This window comes from Rhizobium giardinii bv. giardinii H152, assembly GCF_000379605.1.
Taxonomy (GTDB): Bacteria; Pseudomonadota; Alphaproteobacteria; order Rhizobiales; family Rhizobiaceae; genus Pararhizobium; species Pararhizobium giardinii.
This window is the reverse complement of sequence record NZ_KB902757.1, coordinates 127,512-145,432: the sequence shown is the minus strand read 5'-3', so window position 1 is coordinate 145,432 and position 17,921 is coordinate 127,512. Positions and strand designations below refer to the sequence as shown.

The window sequence follows — 17,921 nt, the reverse complement described above, 5'->3', positions numbered from 1 at the left end:
CAAGGCGCCCGCGGTCAAGCGATCAGGAACCGCCGTCGAGGGATGGCTTCACTGCAGCGTGAAATCGAAGCGATAGAGTGCGGAGAGACCGACGAGGAACTGGTTGCGGCTGCCGCCTTCCTTGACGATGCTCGAATCCGCGGCGGGACCCATCAGCCTCTTGTATTCCGCGAAGGCGCTGGTCTCGAGCTTCTCGGTCGCCTGCCAGGTGATGGCCGCGCCGGCGCCGACCGAATTCAGGCCACCGGACGGGGTATATTTCGAGTAGCCGGACTTTGCGGCTTCCGACGAGCTCACACCGTAATAGGCATCGAAATAGTCGCTCGTCGCCGCCGACAGCCGGGGGCCGGCGGAGACACGCACATTGTCGCTGACGTCGACGAAGCCATCGGCGGCAACGTCGGCGATCAGGCCGTGATGGCTGCGGATGCCCTGGCGCAGTTCGGCGCGGATGCGCAGCCAGTCGGTCGGATAGACTTCGGCGAAGCCGCCGAGCTCGCCGCCGAAGCGTACGGGGTCGAGGCCCTCGAGCTTGGATGAGGTATCCTCGTCGCGCTCTAAAATCAGCTTGCCGACGACGCCGGCGCGGAACGCCCCCTTATCGACGAAGGCAAAGGCCGGGTTGTCGTTGCGCGACGAGAACCGCACCGTGCTGCCGGCGCGCCCGAGCGAGATCAGCGGCGCTGCCTGGAACAGACGGTCGGAGCCGCCATCATATTTCGGACCGAGGAAGCCTGTCGCGCCGACCTTCAGATACCAGTCACCCGACCAGAAATACTGGCCGTCCTGCGCCTGAGCGGCAGAAGCAAGGCCAAGAACAACACCAACGGAAAGGGCAAGGGAAAGTGAAAGGGTAGATCGGCGGGACAAGAAGGAACTCCGGATACAAAACCCCGTGCGGACCGGGCGGCGGCGGGGCAAACTGAAACGGTTCGTTTCGGCGCGGTTATAGGCCTTAGCTCACTACCATCTCGTTAACCAGAGACTTTCAGTCTTTCTTTTCCATATTAGCCTGACGCCATATGAGAAAGCCTTTTTCCAACAAGAGGATAACGCATCTGTGCGTTCGGGATTCTGCCCTGAGGTGGCAAAATTGCGGCGTCAGGCAGCGCGCAATTTCAAATAGGTGGAGGGCGAACTGCCGAGCATGCGGCGAAACATCGTGGTGAAGGCCGCGATGTTTTCGTAGCCGGCATCGAGCGCCACATTCGTCACGGGCTCACCGGCGGCCAGCCGCGGCAGCGAGGCGAAGATACAGGCCTGCTGCCGCCAGGTGACGAAGCTGACGCCGGTCTCGGCGCGAAACAGCCGGGTAAAGGAGCGGCGGCTCATGCCCAGTTCCCGCGCCCAGTCATCGATGCCGGCATTGGCGGCCGGCGATTTCAGGAAATGGTGGCAGAGGCGGCTCAGCCGCGCATCACCCGGGAAGGGCAGGCCGAGCGGCCGCTCCGGCAATTGGCCGATCTCATCGAGCAGCAGTTCCATGATCAGCCGCTTGCGCCGCGGCGACAGCGGCTTCTCGTCCGAAAGCACCAGTTCCTCGATCAGACTGCCGGCGAGCGCAGTCACCTCCAGCACCCGCGGATCACGCGCGCCGATGACCGATGGATCGACATAGATGGAATGCATGTGCACTTCGCTGATCATCTCGCTGAAATGTTCGAGACCTGCTGGAATGAGCAGTCCGTGACCGGGTGGTATCATCCAGCGACCACCGGCGGTGCTGACCAGTACAACACCACGTCGGGCGCACCAGAGCTGCGTCTTCGTATGGCTGTGGGGCAGCCCCCGGAAGCCAGCGGGATAGACGCGGCCGAGCGCTGGGAGGGGCTCCTCGGTGTTTTCGATCCAGGAGAGGCTCGCAAAATGCTCGTTGTCGTCCTGGCTTTCCTGTCCGGTGAAATCAATTGTCCGCATCTGGCCCACTCTCGAAAGGATACGACCAGAACACAAAAGCAGGCCAAGCACAAGCAATGTAAAGACGATAAACACCAGCAGGACGCGATCCCCAGGCGAGGAAGACAGCATGACGACGATATCATCGGCCAGCGGCATCGGCGCGGAAAAGACGGCCGTTTCCGTCATCGTCGCCGTCAGTTTCTGCCACATGCTGAACGACATCATGCAGTCGCTGCTGACTTCGCTTTATCCGCTGCTGAAAGAGAATTACGCCCTCGATTTCGTCCAGATCGGGCTTCTCACCTTCGCATTTCAGGTCACCGCTTCGCTGTTGCAGCCGGCTGTCGGCGTCGTCACCGATCGCTGGCCGATGCCTTTCTCGCTGCCGGTGGCGATGCTCTCCACCTGTACGGGGCTGATCACGCTCGCCAACGCCAATCATTTTTACGTTCTCGTCGCGGGCGCCTGCCTGATCGGCATCGGCTCGGCCATCTTCCATCCCGAGGCATCGCGCGTCGCGCGGCTTGCTTCCGGCGGCCGGCATGGCCTTGCCCAGTCGCTGTTTCAGGTGGGCGGCAATACCGGTACGGCGATCGGGCCGCTGCTCGCGGCCTTCATCGTCATCCCGCATGGCCAGGAAAGCCTCAGCTGGTTCTCGATCATCGCGCTCACCGGCTTCATGGTGCTGTCCGGGGTTAGCGTCTGGTATACGCGCCACCGCCGCAGTTCCGCTGGCCGCAAGGCTGCCAGCCGCACCCTGCCCCTGCCGCGCAATCAGGTGATCTGGACGCTGATCGTCCTCGTCATCCTGACCGCGACCAAGAACGCCTACCTCGCAAGCCTTTCGAGCTATTTCACCTTCTTCACCATAGAGAAGTTCGGCCTCGGGGTTCAGGACGCGCAGATGCTCCTGTTCCTGTTCCTTGGCGCGTCGGCGACCGGCGTGATCTTCGGCGGACCGATCGGCGACCGTTTTGGCGCGCGTTTCGTGATCTGGTTCTCGATTCTCGGCGTCATTCCGTTCGCTCTGATCCTGCCCTATGCCAACCTGTTCTGGACCGCAGCGCTCGTCATCCTGATCGGCTTCATCTTCTCCTCCGCCTTTTCCGCCATCGTGGTCTTCGCGCAGGAACTGGTGCCGGGCCGCGTCGGCCTGATCGCCGGCATGTTCTTCGGCTTTGCCTTCGGCTTCGGCGGCATCGGCGCCGCCGTGCTCGGCGTCATTGCCGATCACCGCGGCATATCGTTCGTTTACACGATCTGCTCTTACCTGCCGCTGCTCGGCCTGCTCACGATCTTCCTGCCGAAGCTCCCCCGCCACAGGTAGGCGAAGAGCGCCCCTGCGACATTTCATGCCTGCGCCAGTCCAACGCATCCCCTTGTAAGTATTCATCAAGCATTGCGGGCTAAGGTTCTCTCCGGGGACTGTCGGGGTAACTTCAATGCGCAAGACGTTTATTGCCGTTTCCGTCGCGCTTGGCGCGCCGTTCGCTGCCACGCCCGGGCAGGCGGAAACGCTCAACCTGTTGATCTGGGAATCCTATATCGACCAGAAGATCCTCGACCGCTGGACGCAGAACTCCGGCGTCGCAGTCCACCAGATCTACTATGACAGCGGCGATGCACGCGACGAAGTGCTGTCCGACCCCAACAGCAATATTGATCTTGTCGTCGTTGGCGAGAACGGTGCTGATCTCTTCGGAAAACGCGGCATCCTGGAGCCGCTGACAGAAAAGAACGTGCCTTCGCTGAAGGACTATAAACCGGAGTGGACCTCGCGCTGCGCCGGCTATGCCATGCCCTATCTGTGGGGAACGATGGGCATCGCCTACCGCTCCGATAAGATCAGCACGGCGCCCACCTCCTGGAACGACCTGATGTCGCCTGCGCCGGGGCTGAAAAAACACATCGCCATGTATGACGACCACAACGAAGCGTTCATCGCGCCGCTGGTGCTGCTTGGCAAATCGATCAACGCCAACGACAACGAGACGCTGAAGCAAGCCTTCGAGTTGATGAAGAAACAGGCGCCCTTCGTGCTGACCTATGACTATGTCATCACCTCGATCCAGAATCCCGATATCGGCAAGGACATCTACATGGCGATCGCCTATAGCGGCGATCAGCATGTGCTCAACGACAAGGCGGGAACACCCGGCGTCTGGCGTTACGCGGTACCGAAGGAAGGCACGTTCTCATGGCTCGACTGCATGGCCGTGACGACAGCCTCGCCCCGCAAGCAACTCGCCCTGCAGTTGCTCGACTTTATCGGATCGCCGGAAAGCGCCGCCGCCAACGCCGAGGCGCTGACGATGCCGACGGCAAGTGAAGCGGCACTGAAACTCATCCCGGCAGAGACCCGGTCGAACACGGAAATCTACCCGCCCGCCGAAATTCTGGCCAAGAGCCAGTATCAGAAGGAACTGTCTGTCCAGTCGATCCAGACCCGTCGACGCATCATCAGCTCGATGGCAAATTTCCAGTGACACTCGGCAAACGCGCCTTTTTCCTGATTTTTCCGGTTGTCCTGACGGGGTACCTGCTCGCAGCGCTGTCTGTCTACATCGCGCAGAGCCATTCGATGCTCTCGCTTGAGCGCGCGCGACTATCGCAGCAACTCGACCATATCGCGGCCCTGTTCCGCAACGATGTCAACCAGAGCCGGAGCTTTCTTTATTCGCTTCTCGAAGGCAATGCGGTCCGGCTGTTCGTCTCCGAAACCGATGAGGACTACCGCAACAACGCGCTTGGGCTCAGGCTGCAGCAGAGCATCCGCTCGCTCTCCGACGATCCGAAGAAATTCATTTCCTTCGCCATCCTCAATCCGGATCTGACGCCCGGCTACTACTTCGAAAACAGCGACGATCCCTTTGCCGAAATCGGCGAAGCACAGTTTGCGCTGGGACGCCGGCTCACGGGCGGCAGCCAGCTCAGAGACTGGACCTACCTTCATGAGGGGCAAACACGCCCGCTGATCGTCTATTCGGAATTTATCGACCCTGTGACCTTCGGCCGGCCGCTGCCCAGCGCCAAGAAAAGCGCGCTGCTGGTTCAGGTGGCGCTCGAGCCGACCCAGTTTCTCTCCATGCAGCGCCAGCTGCAGGACGAGTATCAAACCGTGATCGACTTCGACACCGTGCCGCGGCCATCCCTGCCAAACGAACTTTCTGCATCAGTCAGACTGGCGCCGTCACTCTTTGCCGCGCTGGCAGTTCCGCCGTCTCACGATGCAGGCAACGTGGAGCGACTGAAGCTGCTCCTCGGCCTTGGCGCGCTGGCCATGAGCCTCGTCTCCGTCGGTCTGATGATCGTCCTTATCCGCCGCTTCATCACCAATCCGATCGCCGCGCTCGACCGGCAGGTCACTGCGGTGATGACCGGCAAGAACGAAGGCATTACGGAAATCGACGCCGCCGGGGAAATCGGTCGACTGACCGGAAACATCAAGCAATTGCACGATCAGTCCCAACGCGCATTGCACCTTGTTCAGCATGCGTCGTGGACGGATACGCTGACGGGCATCAGCAACCGCGGGCATTTCAACACGCTGGCTGCAAAGGTCGTCCACAAGGTTACGACGCAGGGCGGTCATGGCAGCCTGCTGTTCATCGACATCGACAACTTCAAGTTCGTCAACGACAAATACGGCCACGAGGTCGGCGACGAACTTCTGAAGGTACTGGCGCTCAGGATCGAACGTGTCGTCGGCGAAATCATCGCGCGTCGATCCCTGCCGCCGGTCGTCTTTGCGCGTCTTTCGGGCGACGAATTCGCCGTTCTGGTGCAGTCGGCATCCGGGGACGGCACGATCCGCGAAATGTGTGCCTGCATCTTGGGCCTGTTTTCGGACGGCTTCGAAGTGCACGGCAAACATTACCCGGTCACCGCCAGCATCGGCGTTGCCATCTGTCCGATGGACGCAACGAACCTGGCCGAGCTGATCTCCAATGCGGATGCGGCCATGTACCAGGCCAAGACCAACGGCAAGAACCGTTCCTCGCGCTTCTCCCGTGCGCTGCAGGACAAACGCGACCGGATCCGCCACATTCAGGAAGAGCTGCGGCTGGTCGATCCGGACGAGCAGTTCCACCTCGTCTACATGCCCATCATCGATGCGCGCGGCAAGGTGACCGGTTGCGAGGCATTGCTGCGCTGGGTTTCCCCGACGCTCGGCAACATCACGCCGGACGAGTTCGTGCCGATCGCCGAAAGCACCGGCCAGTTCACCAAGATCGACTGGTGGGTGATCAACCGGGCGATGTCGGAGCATCAGCATCTGAAGGCGTTGTTCGGGCCGGAGACGGTGCTTGCCATCAACATCTCGTCGGCGGAACTACACTCGAAATCGATCGGCGACTATTTCAGCGATTGCCTCGACCGGCACGGGCTCGACGCGCGCACGATCGAGATCGAGCTGACGGAAACCTACGCCGTCAAGCTCGGCGATCAGTTGCACCGGAACATCGAAAACCTGCGGGAGAAGGGCTTCCGCATCTCCATCGACGATTTCGGCGCCGGCTATACCTCGGTGCAGCAGATCATCGAATATACCGCCGATACGATCAAGCTCGACCGGGCGCTTGTGCAAAACCTTGCCAATCAGGAAACGCTGCCGGCCCTGAAAGCAATGGTCTCGCTCTGCCACGCGCGCAAGATGGCGGTGGTTGGCGAAGGCATCGACACCCACGAGAAACTCGCGCTTTTGATCGCTGCCGGTTGCGACCATTTCCAGGGCTATCTCATCAGCAAGCCGCTGGCATTGCCGGACCTGTCGATCTGGGCACTGAAGCAGGCAGCGGAAATCGCCGGTGGCGATGAGGACCGCGCGTTCGTCAGCGGCGGCAGGCGCCGCGCGGGGTCCTCCAGCCTGCTGTGAACCGCCAGTGAAACGCGCCTATAGCACCGTGGCTCCCGATTTTACCTTGACCTTCAGCCCCCCTCGCCTTAACCGCACCTCAACACTTCAGGCTGCGGAGTAGGCGATGAGAGTTCTGTTGATCGGGTCAGGTGGGCGCGAGCATGCGCTGGCATGGAAACTGGCGCAATCACCGTTGCTGACGGCCCTTTACGCCGCGCCCGGCAATCCCGGCATCGGCGAGGAAGCAACACTCGTCGATCTCGATATCGCCGACGACAGCGCCGTGCTCGCCTTCTGCCGCAGGGAATTGATCGACTTCGTCGTCGTCGGTCCGGAAGCGCCGCTGGTGGCGGGACTTGCCGATACGCTGCGCACGGGCGGCATCGCCGTCTTCGGACCCTCGGCAGCCGCAGCCCAGCTCGAGGGCTCCAAGGGTTTCACCAAGGACATCTGCGCCAAATACGGCATTCCGACCGGCGCCTATCAGCGCTTCACGTCTGCCGAGCCCGCCAGGGCCTATGTGCGCGCGCAGGGCGCACCGATCGTCATCAAGGCCGACGGGCTTGCCGCCGGCAAGGGTGTGACCGTGGCGATGACGCTGGACGAGGCGCTGGAGGCCGTCGACAGCTGCTTTGCCGGCACCTTCGGCGCCGCCGGTGCCGAGGTCGTGGTCGAGGCCTATCTCGATGGCGAGGAAGCGAGCTTCTTCTGTCTCTGCGACGGCAAGACCGCCCTGCCACTTGCATCGGCGCAGGACCACAAGCGCGTCGGCGACGGCGACACCGGACCGAACACAGGCGGCATGGGTGCCTATTCGCCGGCGCCGGTGATGACGGCTCAGATGGTCGAGCGGACGATGCGCGAGATCATCGAGCCGACGATTGCCGGCATGGCCGACAGCGGCCATCCCTTCACCGGCGTGCTGTTCGCCGGGCTGATGATCACCGCCAAGGGTCCCGAACTGATCGAATACAATGTCCGCTTCGGTGATCCGGAATGCCAAGTGCTGATGATGCGGCTGAAGAGCGATCTTCTGCCGCTGCTCTATGCCGCCGCCACGGGGACGCTGGCCAATGTCGGCGCGGACTGGCGCGACGAGGTGGCGCTGACGGTGGTGATGGCGTCGAAGGGCTATCCGGGCTCCTACGAGAAGAACACGCCGATCGGAAAGCTGCCGCCCGAAGACGCCGCGACCAAGGTCTTCCATGCCGGAACGGCGCTGAAGGACGGGCAGTTGGTGGCGACCGGTGGCCGCGTGCTCAACGTCACCGCCAAGGCAGCGACCGTCCGCGCGGCCCAGGCGGCAGCCTACGCCGCTCTCGACCTGGTCGAGTGGGAAAACGGCTTCTGCCGCCGTGACATCGGCTGGCAGGCGGTCAAGCGCGAAAAGGCCTGACGGCAGCGATCCCGCCCGGAAATCAAAAGACTCATTCAATTTTTACCAATTCTCCTGACGGGAACGTAACGGAGAATGAATATTCTCCTCGGTACGGATTATCGAGGAGAATGCCGATGCGCACCCTGTTGTTCACAGTCGCCAGCCTGTTTGCCGCCGGTTCAGCCGCCGCGTCGTCGATCGAAGCCGTAACGACCGGACAGGATGCCAACACCAGCATCTCGCAAATATCCTGCGCGCAGTGCCCGCCGCCGGTGATCGAGAAGAAGACCGGCTATGTCGTTCCCGACGTCGCCCCCGGCACGGAGCGGGTTGAAGTAAAGCAAATCAACGGCGAGATGAAGCTGGTTCGCACCGAGGCGTGGCTGGGCGGCTCGCCGGTCGTCTTCATCACCAAGGCCTCGGCGGAAGCGGTCAAGGCGGCGCAGGCTGAAATGCAGCCGACCGAGCATCTGGCGGAGGCTGCAACGGCCGATCCGCTGCCGGCAGAGGCTCAGGCAACGGCCGCTCTGCCCGTCATCGACGGCACGGTGAAAACCAGCGCGGTCTCCAGCGCGTCGATGGCCGGTATGGCCGCGGTAACGCCGCACGACAGCCGTTCACAAGAAGTTGATCTGGAAAACTTCCAACTTCGGCTAAAATAATCCGGGAGTTCCCTGTCCCTGCCCTGGCCAGCCACGCTGAAATGGCTGAACGGGCATTCGCCTTCCAAGGCGAGAAATTGCGCCCCTGAGAGAAGCAGGGGCGTAATTTTTTGTGCTGCACGAAAGTGGCATTCGTCAGCGGACGGATAGGTTTTTCTTAAGCACGTTCAGACTAACATAGTCTTGGAAATGATTTCCGGTGGCCGCGGAGTGCGACCTGCCCTTGCCCCTGCTCATTCAAAATAGATTTGCCGGCGACCCCTTGGCCGCCGGTGTCTGGATCGCGTGAAACACCATGAAGAACCTCAGGATTTCGCGGCAACTGCTGTTGCTGGTCACCGGACTGTTCGTTCTTTCGCAGCGGCCGTCTATTTTCAAATATCCGCATCGAGCGAAGCGCTTTACAACGCCCGTTATGACACGCTGCGCACCCAGGTGCAGTCGGCCGTATCGGTGCTGAAGGCTTTTCATGAACGGGAAGCTGCCGGCGAACTGACCCGCGATGAGGCACAGACCCAGGCCTTCAAGACCTTGACGGCGATGAAGTTCGATCCGGACGGATATTTCTTCGGCTACGACTACGACGTCGTCATGAAATTCCATCCCGACGCCCGCAAGGTCGGCAAGAGCGCCAAGGGCGTAGCCGATCCGAAGGGCTACAAGTTCCGGGACGAACTGGTCCGGCTTGGACGCGCCGGCGGCGGGCAGACAAACTTCTATGCCGTCAAGCCCGGCGAGCCGGATGATGCCTTCTTCCGCAAGAGCGGCTATGCCCTGGCCTTCGAGCCCTGGCAGGTGGTCGTCGTCACCGGCCTTTACATTGATGACCTCGACGCGCAGGTTACCGCCACCATCTGGAAGGCGTTGTCGATCGGCCTGCTCGTCTTCGGCTTCGGCATTGCCGCTGCCTGGTACGTCATCCGCGGCATCACCAGGCCGCTGCAGGCGATCCACACGGCGCTCCAGGCGGTTGCCGACGAGAACGTCACGATCGACATCCCGCATACGAACCTGCGTAACGAAGTCGGCCTGATGGCGACGGCGACGCAATCGCTGCAGCACAAGGTCCGCGAACGGCATGAGATGACCCGCCACCAGGCCGAGCAGCAGGCCGTAATCAACGCCGAGCGCCAGCACAATCTCGACCTTCAGCGCGAAGAGGCGGAACTGCAGGCGCATGTGGTGGCAACGATCGGCGAGGCGATGGAGGTTCTGGCGACCGGCGACCTGACCATCCGCTGCGGTGATCTCGGCCCCAACTACTCGACGCTGCGCGAACACTTCAACAATGCGCTGGCGCGGCTCGAGGCGGCCATGTCCAAGGTCAACGGCAAGGGTGCCGATATCGGTGGCAGCAAGGAGGAAATCCGCAACGCTTCCCTGGAACTCGCCCGCCGTACCGAGCAGCAGGCCGCCAATCTGGAAGAAACAGTCGCCGCCGTCGACGAGCTGTCCGCCTCCGTGCGCCACACGGCCGAAGGGGCAAGCGAAGCAAGCAAGCGGGTGCAGGCCGTCAGCGTCGACGCGTCGCGCAGCGACGCCATCGTCTCGCAGGCGATCGAAGCCATGAGCGGCATCGAAAAATCCTCCGACGAGATTTCCAAGATCATCGGCGTGATCGACGAAATCGCCTTCCAGACCAACCTGCTTGCGCTGAACGCCGGTGTCGAGGCGGCGCGTGCCGGCGAGTCCGGCAAGGGCTTCGCCGTCGTGGCGCAGGAGGTGCGCGAGCTGGCGCAACGTTCCGCCGCAGCCGCCAAGGAGATCAAGGAGCAGATTTCCCGCTCCTCCGGCCAGGTGGTCAACGGGGTCAAGCTGGTCGGCGAGGCAGGGGAAGCGCTGAAGCGGATTTCCAGCCAGATTGCGGCGGCCAACGAGATCGTTGCCAAGATCGCCTACAGCGCCAAGGAACAGGACTCGACGCTGCGCAGCATCAACGGCTCGATGAACCAGCTCGACGTCGCCACGCAGCAGAACGCCGCCATGGCGGAAGAGACGACGGCGTCGGCCCAGGTGCTGGCCGACGATACGGAAGAGCTCCTGAACCTCATCCGCGGTTTCCGCATCTCCGACCGGGGTGCACCCACCGAGACCGGTCGGCAGCCCCAGTGGCGCAAGGCTGGCTGACCCGAACCGCTGACCAATACCGGAAAAGGCAGCACCCTCGGGTGCTGCCTTTTTCTTTCATTGCAGTTCGGAAGCGATCAGACGGTAGAGCCCAAGACTTCGACGAGGGCGTCGATGTCGCGGTCGGAAAACACCTGGATGCCGTGCGCCTTGAGAAGTGCTGCCGTGACGCCCTCGCCCGGCCGGCGGCGGCCTGAAAAGCTGCCGTCATAGATGAAACCCGACCCACAGGATGGGCTGCCGTCGATCAGGAGTGCATAGGCGCAGCCGGTCTCGAGCGCCAGGGCCAGAGCATTTTCAGCCGCCTGCCGGAACTCGGCGGTGACGTCGTCACCATTAATCTCCAGCACGCGAGCGCCTCCGGAGAGCACCTCGGCCGCGGATTTTCCCGGTTCGATTTCCGCCGGCAGCCGCGGCACCGGCATGCCCGCCGACATTTCCGGACAGATCGTGATCAGCCGCCCTTCCGCCAGCCAGCGATCGAGTGCCGGATGCGCGAGCGGCTTGGCCCGCCCGTCATAGCGGACGGCATGACCCATCAGACAAGCACTGACGAGGATTTTTGCCCCCATCGGCCCTTTCCCTTAGCCGCTGATCTTCGAGAAGTCGGCGACCGTTCCCGTTGCCGAGCGGATCAGGCCGAGCAATGCCAGACGGTTGGCGCGGATGGCCGGGTCTTCGTCGTTGACGAGGACGTCGTTGAAGAACTGATCGACCGGGCCGCGCAGTTTCGACAGGGCCTCCATGGCCGAGCGGAAATCTTCGCCTGCGATGGCGGCAGCGGCCTCCTGCGAGGCCTCGGAGACGGCGGCGTAAAGCGCCTTTTCCTGACCGAGCCTGAAGAGCGACGGATCGACGACTGCAGCAACGGCAGTGCCCTTCTTTTCCTCGGCCGCCAGCAGCTGCGTGGCGCGCTTGGTGCCGGCGAGCAGGTTCTGGCCGTCTTCGGACGTGATGAAGGCCGTCAGCGCCTCGACGCGCCGGGCGACCATCAGGAGGTCGTCGTTTGCGGGCGCCGACTGCCCCTCATCCGACCCTTCGGGCCACCTTCTCCCCGCAAGCGGGGAGAAGGAACCGGCAGCCTCTGCGCTCTCCCTGCCTTCTCCCCGCTCGCGGGGAGAAGGTGCCCGCAGGGCGGATGAGGGGCTGGCCGCAAGCACCGCATCGATCAGGTCATAGCGGGCGCCGAGATCGCGCAGGTAGACTTTCAGGCGGTCGTGGAAGAAGGAGAGGAGGTCGTCTTGAAGAACATGAATGTCCTGTCCACTCATCCCATCGGGATTTTCAAGCACCAGGACCGTTGCCTGCCTGAATGACTTCGCCAGCGGCAAGCGCACCTTCCGCTCTAGCATGATGCGGATCACACCCAGTGCGGCACGGCGCAACGCATAGGGATCCTTTGAGCCCGTCGGCTTTTCATCAATGGCCCAGAAGCCGACGAGCGTATCGAGCTTGTCGGCAAGCGCCACGGTGATGGCGACCTTGTCGTCCGGCACGCGGTCGGAGGGCCCCTGCGGCTTGTAGTGATCCTCGATCGCTGCGGCGACGGAAACATCCTCCGCCTGTAGCAGCGCATATTTGCGGCCCATGATGCCCTGAAGCTCGGGGAACTCGCCGACGGCCTCGGTGCGCAGGTCTGCCTTGGAGAGCACGACGGCGCGGTCAACCAATACCGGATCGGCGCCGGTCACCTTCGCCAGTTCGGCGGCGAGCGACCGGATGCGCGCAACACGATCGCCTTGCGTGCCGAGCTTGGCATGGAACGTCACGTTCAGCGCGTCGAGCTTGGCCATGCGCTGGTCGAGCGGCTTTTTCAGGTCGAGATCGAACTTCTTTGCGGAGGCGTCGAGCGTTTCGAGGTCCGGCAGGTTGCCCTGGTCGCGGGTCCAGAAATGCTTGGCGTCCGACAGGCGGGCGCGGACGACCTTGCCGTTGCCGTGGACGATTTCCTTGCCGCCATCCTTCGCTTCGATATTGGCAACGAGGATGAACTTGTTCGACAGGGTTTCCTCGCCGAGCACGCGCGTGACGAAGCATTTCTGGTTGGTCTTGATCGTCAGCCGGATGATTTCCGAGGGGATCGCCAGGTAGTCCTCCTCGAAGGCGCCCATCAGCACCCGCGGCCATTCGACCAGACCGGAGACTTCCTCCAGCAGCCCCTCGTCCTCGACCAGTTCGAGGCCGCTCGCGAAGGCGATATCGCGGGCATCGTGGAGGATGATGTCCTTGCGGCGCTCGGCATCGAGCACGACATAGGCCTTTTCCAGCTTCTCGATGTAATCGGCAAAGCGGCGAACGGTGATCGCTTCCGGCGCATGGAAACGGTGGCCGTAGGTGACGTTGGAGGCGGTGATGCCGTCGACCTCGAACGGGATGACGCGGGTTTCCTCGTGTTCCGGGCCGAACAGGCAGATGATCGACTGCAACGGCCTGACCCAGCGCATGGCGCCGGCCTTCGCCGAGGCGGCACCGGAGCGCATCGATTTCGGCCAGGCGAAGTTGCGGATGATGCCGGGCATCACCTCGGCAATGATCTCTTCGGCGGGGCGGCCGGGTTTGACGATATGGGCGACGTAGAAGTCGCCCTTCTTCGGGTCGCTGTGCACATGCGCCTGATCGATCGATGTCAGCCCTGCACCGCGCAAAAAGCCTTCGATCGCCTTTTCGTTGGCATCGGTGCGCGGGCCCTTGCGTTCCTCGCGCACATCGGCCGAACGGGTGTTCAGGCCGCGGATATCGAGCGTCAGCCGTCGCGGCGTCCAATATTCCCGCGCACCCTCATAGGTCAGCCCCGCCTCGACCAAAGCATCGGTCAAAAGCTTCTTCAGGTCGCCGGCAGCCTTGCGCTGCATGCGAGCCGGGATTTCCTCGGAGCGGAGTTCAAGCAGAAGATCGGGCATGAGATGGATGCTTTTCTGAGGGATCGGTGGACTGCGGGGGACTTAGCAAGCCCGGTAGCAAAAGTCATCCATTCAATAGCGGAAAAGTCAGCTGTCACGCGGCGTCGCGTACAGGAATGCGTTCGATTTCGGCGCGATTTCGCTCCGCCTGGATCTTCAGATCGTAGCTCACCTGTAGATTCATCCAGAGTTCGGGTGTGGTGTCGAAGAATTTCGCAAGGCGCAGCGCGGTATCGGACGTCACGCCGGTCTTGCCCGAGACGATACGCTCGATGCGGGTCCTTGGAACATTGAGCTTCTTGGCAAGCGTCCCGCCACTCATCCCCAATGGATCGAGATATAGGTCCTTCAGGATTTCGCCCGGATGGATTGCGGGCAGACCGATATCACTCATCTGATTTTTCCTTAACCTCAATGGTAGTCCACTATTTCCACATCATCGGCGCCGCCATTGGACCATAAGAAACAGATGCGCCATTGGCCATTGATACGGATCGAATACTGGCCTTCCCTATCTCCCGACAACTTCTCCAGGCGATTTCCTGGCGGGGAGCGCAAATCCTTCACATCTGCCGCCCGTTCAACAAGGCCAACAGTTGCTGCGCGCGGCGAACGAGGTCCACAGGAAAGCCCTTTTTCACGCTGCCATCGGCCACGGATGGGGAGAGCTTGCCCTTGAAAGAACGGATCACCAATCATCTCCAAGACTGTATCACACAATGATACATTGAATTGGATGCGTCAAGAATCATCGGATGATACATTTCCTGAAACTGGCCGCGACCTACCACCCTCCCCCACCACCTCCTCCGCCGCCACCGCCGGAGAAGCCGCCGCCGCTGGAGAAGCCGGACGACGAGCTTTTGGGCGGGGGCGGCAGGGACGAGGTCATGGTATCGGCCATCGAGCCGGCAAAGCCGCCCATGCGGTCGCCGAAGGAACCGGCGCTGAAACTGTCGCCGTGGTACCAGGCGGGCTGGTACCCGGCTGCGGCGGCCCCGGCAGCGGCGGTGAGCAGCCAGCGATCGAAGGTCTCCGACCAGGGTTTTTCGACGCCGAGGGCAACGGCGTAGGGCAGCAGTATTTCGAAATGCTGCGGCGACATCTCCGGCGCGCCGGCCATGTTCAGCCGCTCCTTCTCGGCAAGCGTCAGGTATTGGCGCAGGCCATCGATGCCGTCCATCATCCGGGCACCGAGCGGCGTGGGCGCGCCCATGAGGAGAAAGAACAGGAGATTGACGAGAACGATGCCGCCAACGGCAATCAGCAGCGGCAGCTGATGCGACGACACCGCCTCGAAGACGAGGAAAGCGAAGACGCCGGAAAACACCGAAACGGCGACGAAACCGATGAAGCCGAGCACGACAACCGAGACTATGCGCGCGGCAAGGCTCGCCTGCCTGCGGAAGGATTTGCCGAAACCAACGGCGAAGACCGACACGAAGAAGGCGGCGGCAACCGGTACGATGACGAGGCCGATGTTTTCCTCATCAAGTTCGCCGAAAAGGAAGATAGCAAGAAGGAACAGGACCGACAGGACGACGCCGCCGACCACGTAGGCGGTATTGGCCTTGTAGTATTTGCCGCGATGCTCTCGCTCCATGGCGCTGCGGAAATCGGCACCGACCTTCTGCACGATCTTGCCGTTGGCCTTGTCGATCACCAGCTTGCCGCCCTGATCTTCAACGGCCTTCAGAAGTGCTGCCTCACCGGTCGGCAAGCGACCGGCCCTCGCCTTGCCGGTGCTGGTGATGACCAGGGAATTCTTCAGGTCCTCCAGGACGACATGGCCGCCGACGGCGAGGTTGAGTGCTGCGGCCGAAAGCGCCGTCCAGCCCTCGCCGGAAAAGCCCTTGTTGTCGATGTAGTTGACCAGCGCCGGCGAGATGCCGTCCGGCGCGTCCCAGCGCGGCACCATCACCCCGCGAGCCGGATCGCGGCCGACCTTGAACCAGGCGCGGGAGTAATAGAGGACGACGATCACGAGCCCGGCGATGGCGATGATGGCGGCCAGATTGTCGCGGAACCACCAGAGCCTTTCCGTGGAAGCCGATGGTCGCTCGATGCTGCCCTTCGGCATCTTGATGGCAATGGTCAGCCCCTCGCCCGGCTGCAGACGGCGCGTCGTGGTGAACATCAGTTCGTCGCCTTCCTCGACCGCGCGGGCATTCTTGTCGGTTGCCCCGTATCGGCCGGTGAAAACGTCGAGCGCCTGCGCCTTCACGCCGGATGGCAGGGTGACCGTTGCGGAGGCCTCTTCGATAGGAAAGGCCCAATCCGTGCCGGTGACGTTCCAGTAGAGTTCGTCGTGATCGTCGAAAAAGCGGATCTGGCGGGCCGTCTCGTAGGTGAACCGGAACGTGTGTTCGCCGCGCGACAGGAAGACGTCGGCATCACCGCTGTAGATGCGGATGCCGCCCTTGATGCTTTCGGTGCGATAGGGCCCCGCACTGCCGTCGCGCTCGACCGAGATGAGCTTGAAATCGACCCTGGCGGTGCGGCCGCTGGCGTCGGTGAAGGTGAGCGGGAGATCACGGTAGATGCCGCGCTTGATCCGGTCGCCCTCGACGATTGCGCTGATTGTCTCTGTGACGGTCAGCGTGCCGTCCTGCGCCAGCCCGATATCCGAATGATAGGAGGTGAACATTTCCTCCGCCCGCACGGCACCGCCCAGGGCCAGAAACAGCCAGACGAGACCGAGCGCCGCGAGGAGACGTTTCATTCCTACCTCCGGCCGATGGCGATACGCCCGCTCACGGCCTGTCGCCTTCGAAATCGACGCCGAGCGAGGCGAGCTCATCCCAATAGCGCGGATAGGTTTTCGCCACACAGCCGGGATCGAGGATGGTGATGCCGTTGATCTTCAGCCCCGCCAGCGCGAAGCTCATGGCGATGCGGTGATCGGCGAAGGTATCGATATCGGCGGGCAGCGTCTGGCCGGCGAGCTTCGGGTCGGAAGCGACCAGCAGGTCATCGCCCTCCTCGATGCCGAGCCCCGGGCGGATGTTCGACAGGCCGGTGGACAGCGCCCGCACCCGGTCGCATTCCTTGACGCGCAAATTGGCAAGCCCGGTGAAGCGCACCGGTGTCTCATTGAAGGCGGCAAGCACGGCGAGCGTCGGCACCGCGTCCTGCATCTGCGATCCGTCGATGATGGCCGGCATATGCGGGAAGCGGGCGATCACCTCATAGGATTTCGCGTCGGGCTGCGAGAACGAGGTGGCAGCGACGCCGAGATCGATGCTGCCGCCGGTGAGCACTTCCGCCGCCCAGAGATAGGTGGCGGCCGAGGCGTCCGGCTCGATGACATAGTCGGTGGCGCGATAGCCGGTCGGGGCGACCTGCCAGATGGACGGGCTCACCTGGCTGACCTCGGCGCCGAAGGCGTGCATGGCGGCAACGGTGAGGTCGATGTAACCGCGCGCGCCGATCTCCTCGCCGGCAAGCTCGATGTTGACCGGGCGCGTGCCGCCCGCCGCCGCCATCAACAAGGCAGAAACGTACTGGCTGGACAGGCCGGCATCGATGGTGACGCGATCGGCGCCGAAATCGCCGCTGCCGGACACCGTGACCGGCGGGCAGCCGGTTTCGGCCTCGACCGTCACGCCGAGCGCGCGCAGCGCCGTGACCAGCGGCGCGATCGGCCGCTTGCGCATGTGCTGGTCGCCATCGACCACCACCGTGCCATCGACGAGCGCTGCGGCCGCCGTCAGGAAGCGGGTCGCGGTGCCGGCATTGCCAAGGAAAAGCGGCTTTTCGGGCGGCAACAGCTTACCCGTTCCAGTGACGACGAAAGTCGTGTCGTCCGGCTCGGAAATCGTAACGCCCATGGCGCGCAGGGCGTCGGCCATATAGCGCGTGTCATCGCTCTTCAGCGCACCGGTCAGCCGGCTCGTGCCCTTGGCAAGGCCGGCGAGCAGCAGGGCCCGGTTGGTGATCGACTTCGACCCGGGCGGGCTGACGCGGCCCTCAAGCGGATGGCCCGGCGGGAGGATGGTCAGTTTCTGGTCAGCGTTGCTCATGCTCATGTCTCTTGATACCTGCGGCGCCGGGTTTTTTAGGCTTGCGCTCTATCGATTGTCGACAGCCGTCTACGA

General features: G+C 62.7%; 12 protein-coding genes and 2 pseudogenes. 6 read left to right on the top strand and 8 right to left on the bottom strand.

Annotated elements, in window-relative coordinates; genetic code table 11:
- Positions 1-48: 48 nt before the first annotated feature.
- Together A3AY_RS0133800 and A3AY_RS0133795 are read right to left on the bottom strand one after the other, a co-directional pair.
- Positions 49-870 (bottom strand): MipA/OmpV family protein, encoded by an 822-nt coding sequence (locus A3AY_RS0133800; RefSeq protein WP_018330093.1) that lies wholly within the window; start codon positions 868-870, stop codon positions 49-51.
- 231 nt (positions 871-1,101) lie between these two features.
- Positions 1,102-1,917, bottom strand: a complete 816-nt coding sequence (locus A3AY_RS0133795) for an AraC family transcriptional regulator (protein WP_112851171.1) — start codon at positions 1,915-1,917, stop codon at positions 1,102-1,104.
- 109 nt (positions 1,918-2,026) lie between these two features.
- On the opposite strand from A3AY_RS0133795, the gene A3AY_RS0133790 reads away from it, so the two are divergent.
- The 6 genes and pseudogenes from A3AY_RS0133790 (at position 2,027) to A3AY_RS36895 (ending at position 10,924) form a co-directional block, all read left to right on the top strand.
- Positions 2,027-3,226 carry an MFS transporter gene (locus A3AY_RS0133790; protein ID WP_026204106.1) on the top strand — a complete coding sequence of 400 codons (1,200 nt, stop codon included), beginning with the start codon at positions 2,027-2,029 and terminating at the stop codon, positions 3,224-3,226.
- 115 nt (positions 3,227-3,341) lie between these two features.
- Positions 3,342-4,385 (top strand): polyamine ABC transporter substrate-binding protein, encoded by a 1,044-nt coding sequence (locus A3AY_RS0133785; protein WP_018330090.1) that lies wholly within the window; start codon positions 3,342-3,344, stop codon positions 4,383-4,385.
- The gene (locus tag A3AY_RS0133780) at positions 4,382-6,775 is read left to right on the top strand and encodes a putative bifunctional diguanylate cyclase/phosphodiesterase (RefSeq protein WP_018330089.1); all 2,394 of its coding nucleotides are present in this window, start codon (positions 4,382-4,384) and stop codon (positions 6,773-6,775) included. Before A3AY_RS0133785 ends, A3AY_RS0133780 begins: the two co-directional genes overlap by 4 nt.
- Before the next feature lie 106 nt (positions 6,776-6,881).
- The gene (gene purD / locus A3AY_RS0133775) at positions 6,882-8,153 is read left to right on the top strand and encodes a phosphoribosylamine--glycine ligase (protein ID WP_018330088.1); all 1,272 of its coding nucleotides are present in this window, start codon (positions 6,882-6,884) and stop codon (positions 8,151-8,153) included.
- A gap of 116 nt (positions 8,154-8,269) precedes the next feature.
- Positions 8,270-8,797: a plant virulence effector HPE1-like domain-containing protein gene (locus A3AY_RS0133770; protein WP_018330087.1), complete on the top strand. Its 528-nt coding sequence runs from the start codon at positions 8,270-8,272 to the stop codon at positions 8,795-8,797.
- 295 nt (positions 8,798-9,092) lie between these two features.
- Positions 9,093-10,924 (top strand): annotated as a pseudogene (locus A3AY_RS36895) (methyl-accepting chemotaxis protein).
- Positions 10,925-11,001: 77 nt separating this feature from the next.
- Here A3AY_RS36895 and A3AY_RS0133760 read toward each other — a convergent pair.
- The 6 genes and pseudogenes from A3AY_RS0133760 to A3AY_RS0133735 all read right to left on the bottom strand — a co-directional run bounded on the left by A3AY_RS0133760 (position 11,002) and on the right by A3AY_RS0133735 (position 17,852).
- Positions 11,002-11,496: a 2-thiouracil desulfurase family protein gene (locus A3AY_RS0133760; RefSeq protein ID WP_018330085.1), complete on the bottom strand. Its 495-nt coding sequence runs from the start codon at positions 11,494-11,496 to the stop codon at positions 11,002-11,004.
- A gap of 12 nt (positions 11,497-11,508) precedes the next feature.
- Positions 11,509-13,824, bottom strand: a complete 2,316-nt coding sequence (gene glyS / locus A3AY_RS36890; RefSeq protein ID WP_018330084.1) for a glycine--tRNA ligase subunit beta — start codon at positions 13,822-13,824, stop codon at positions 11,509-11,511.
- Between the two features lie 94 nt (positions 13,825-13,918).
- Positions 13,919-14,218 carry a HigA family addiction module antitoxin gene (locus tag A3AY_RS0133750; protein ID WP_018330083.1) on the bottom strand — a complete coding sequence of 100 codons (300 nt, stop codon included), beginning with the start codon at positions 14,216-14,218 and terminating at the stop codon, positions 13,919-13,921.
- Positions 14,219-14,235: 17 nt separating this feature from the next.
- Positions 14,236-14,516: pseudogene (locus A3AY_RS36885) on the bottom strand (type II toxin-antitoxin system RelE/ParE family toxin).
- A 92-nt stretch (positions 14,517-14,608) separates the two neighbouring features.
- Positions 14,609-16,546 carry a DUF2207 domain-containing protein gene (locus tag A3AY_RS0133740; RefSeq protein ID WP_018330081.1) on the bottom strand — a complete coding sequence of 646 codons (1,938 nt, stop codon included), beginning with the start codon at positions 16,544-16,546 and terminating at the stop codon, positions 14,609-14,611.
- A gap of 31 nt (positions 16,547-16,577) precedes the next feature.
- Entirely contained in the window at positions 16,578-17,852 is a 1,275-nt protein-coding gene (locus tag A3AY_RS0133735) for a 3-phosphoshikimate 1-carboxyvinyltransferase (RefSeq protein WP_018330080.1), read from the bottom strand.
- Positions 17,853-17,921 lie beyond the last annotated feature (69 nt).

What these genes read in the sequence shown, in the direction of transcription:
- A3AY_RS0133795 (WP_112851171.1), bottom strand. Translation starts at nt 1,917, where the DNA reads ATGCGGACAATTGATTTCACCGGACAGGAAAGCCAGGACGACAACGAG.
- A3AY_RS0133790 (WP_026204106.1), top strand. Translation starts at nt 2,027, where the DNA reads ATGACGACGATATCATCGGCCAGCGGCATCGGCGCGGAAAAGACGGCC.
- A3AY_RS0133785 (WP_018330090.1), top strand. Translation starts at nt 3,342, where the DNA reads ATGCGCAAGACGTTTATTGCCGTTTCCGTCGCGCTTGGCGCGCCGTTC.
- purD (WP_018330088.1), top strand. Translation starts at nt 6,882, where the DNA reads ATGAGAGTTCTGTTGATCGGGTCAGGTGGGCGCGAGCATGCGCTGGCA.
- A3AY_RS0133770 (WP_018330087.1), top strand. Translation starts at nt 8,270, where the DNA reads ATGCGCACCCTGTTGTTCACAGTCGCCAGCCTGTTTGCCGCCGGTTCA.
- A3AY_RS0133760 (WP_018330085.1), bottom strand. Translation starts at nt 11,496, where the DNA reads ATGGGGGCAAAAATCCTCGTCAGTGCTTGTCTGATGGGTCATGCCGTC.
- glyS (WP_018330084.1), bottom strand. Translation starts at nt 13,824, where the DNA reads ATGCCCGATCTTCTGCTTGAACTCCGCTCCGAGGAAATCCCGGCTCGC.
- A3AY_RS0133750 (WP_018330083.1), bottom strand. Translation starts at nt 14,218, where the DNA reads ATGAGTGATATCGGTCTGCCCGCAATCCATCCGGGCGAAATCCTGAAG.
- A3AY_RS0133740 (WP_018330081.1), bottom strand. Translation starts at nt 16,546, where the DNA reads ATGAAACGTCTCCTCGCGGCGCTCGGTCTCGTCTGGCTGTTTCTGGCC.
- A3AY_RS0133735 (WP_018330080.1), bottom strand. Translation starts at nt 17,852, where the DNA reads ATGAGCATGAGCAACGCTGACCAGAAACTGACCATCCTCCCGCCGGGC.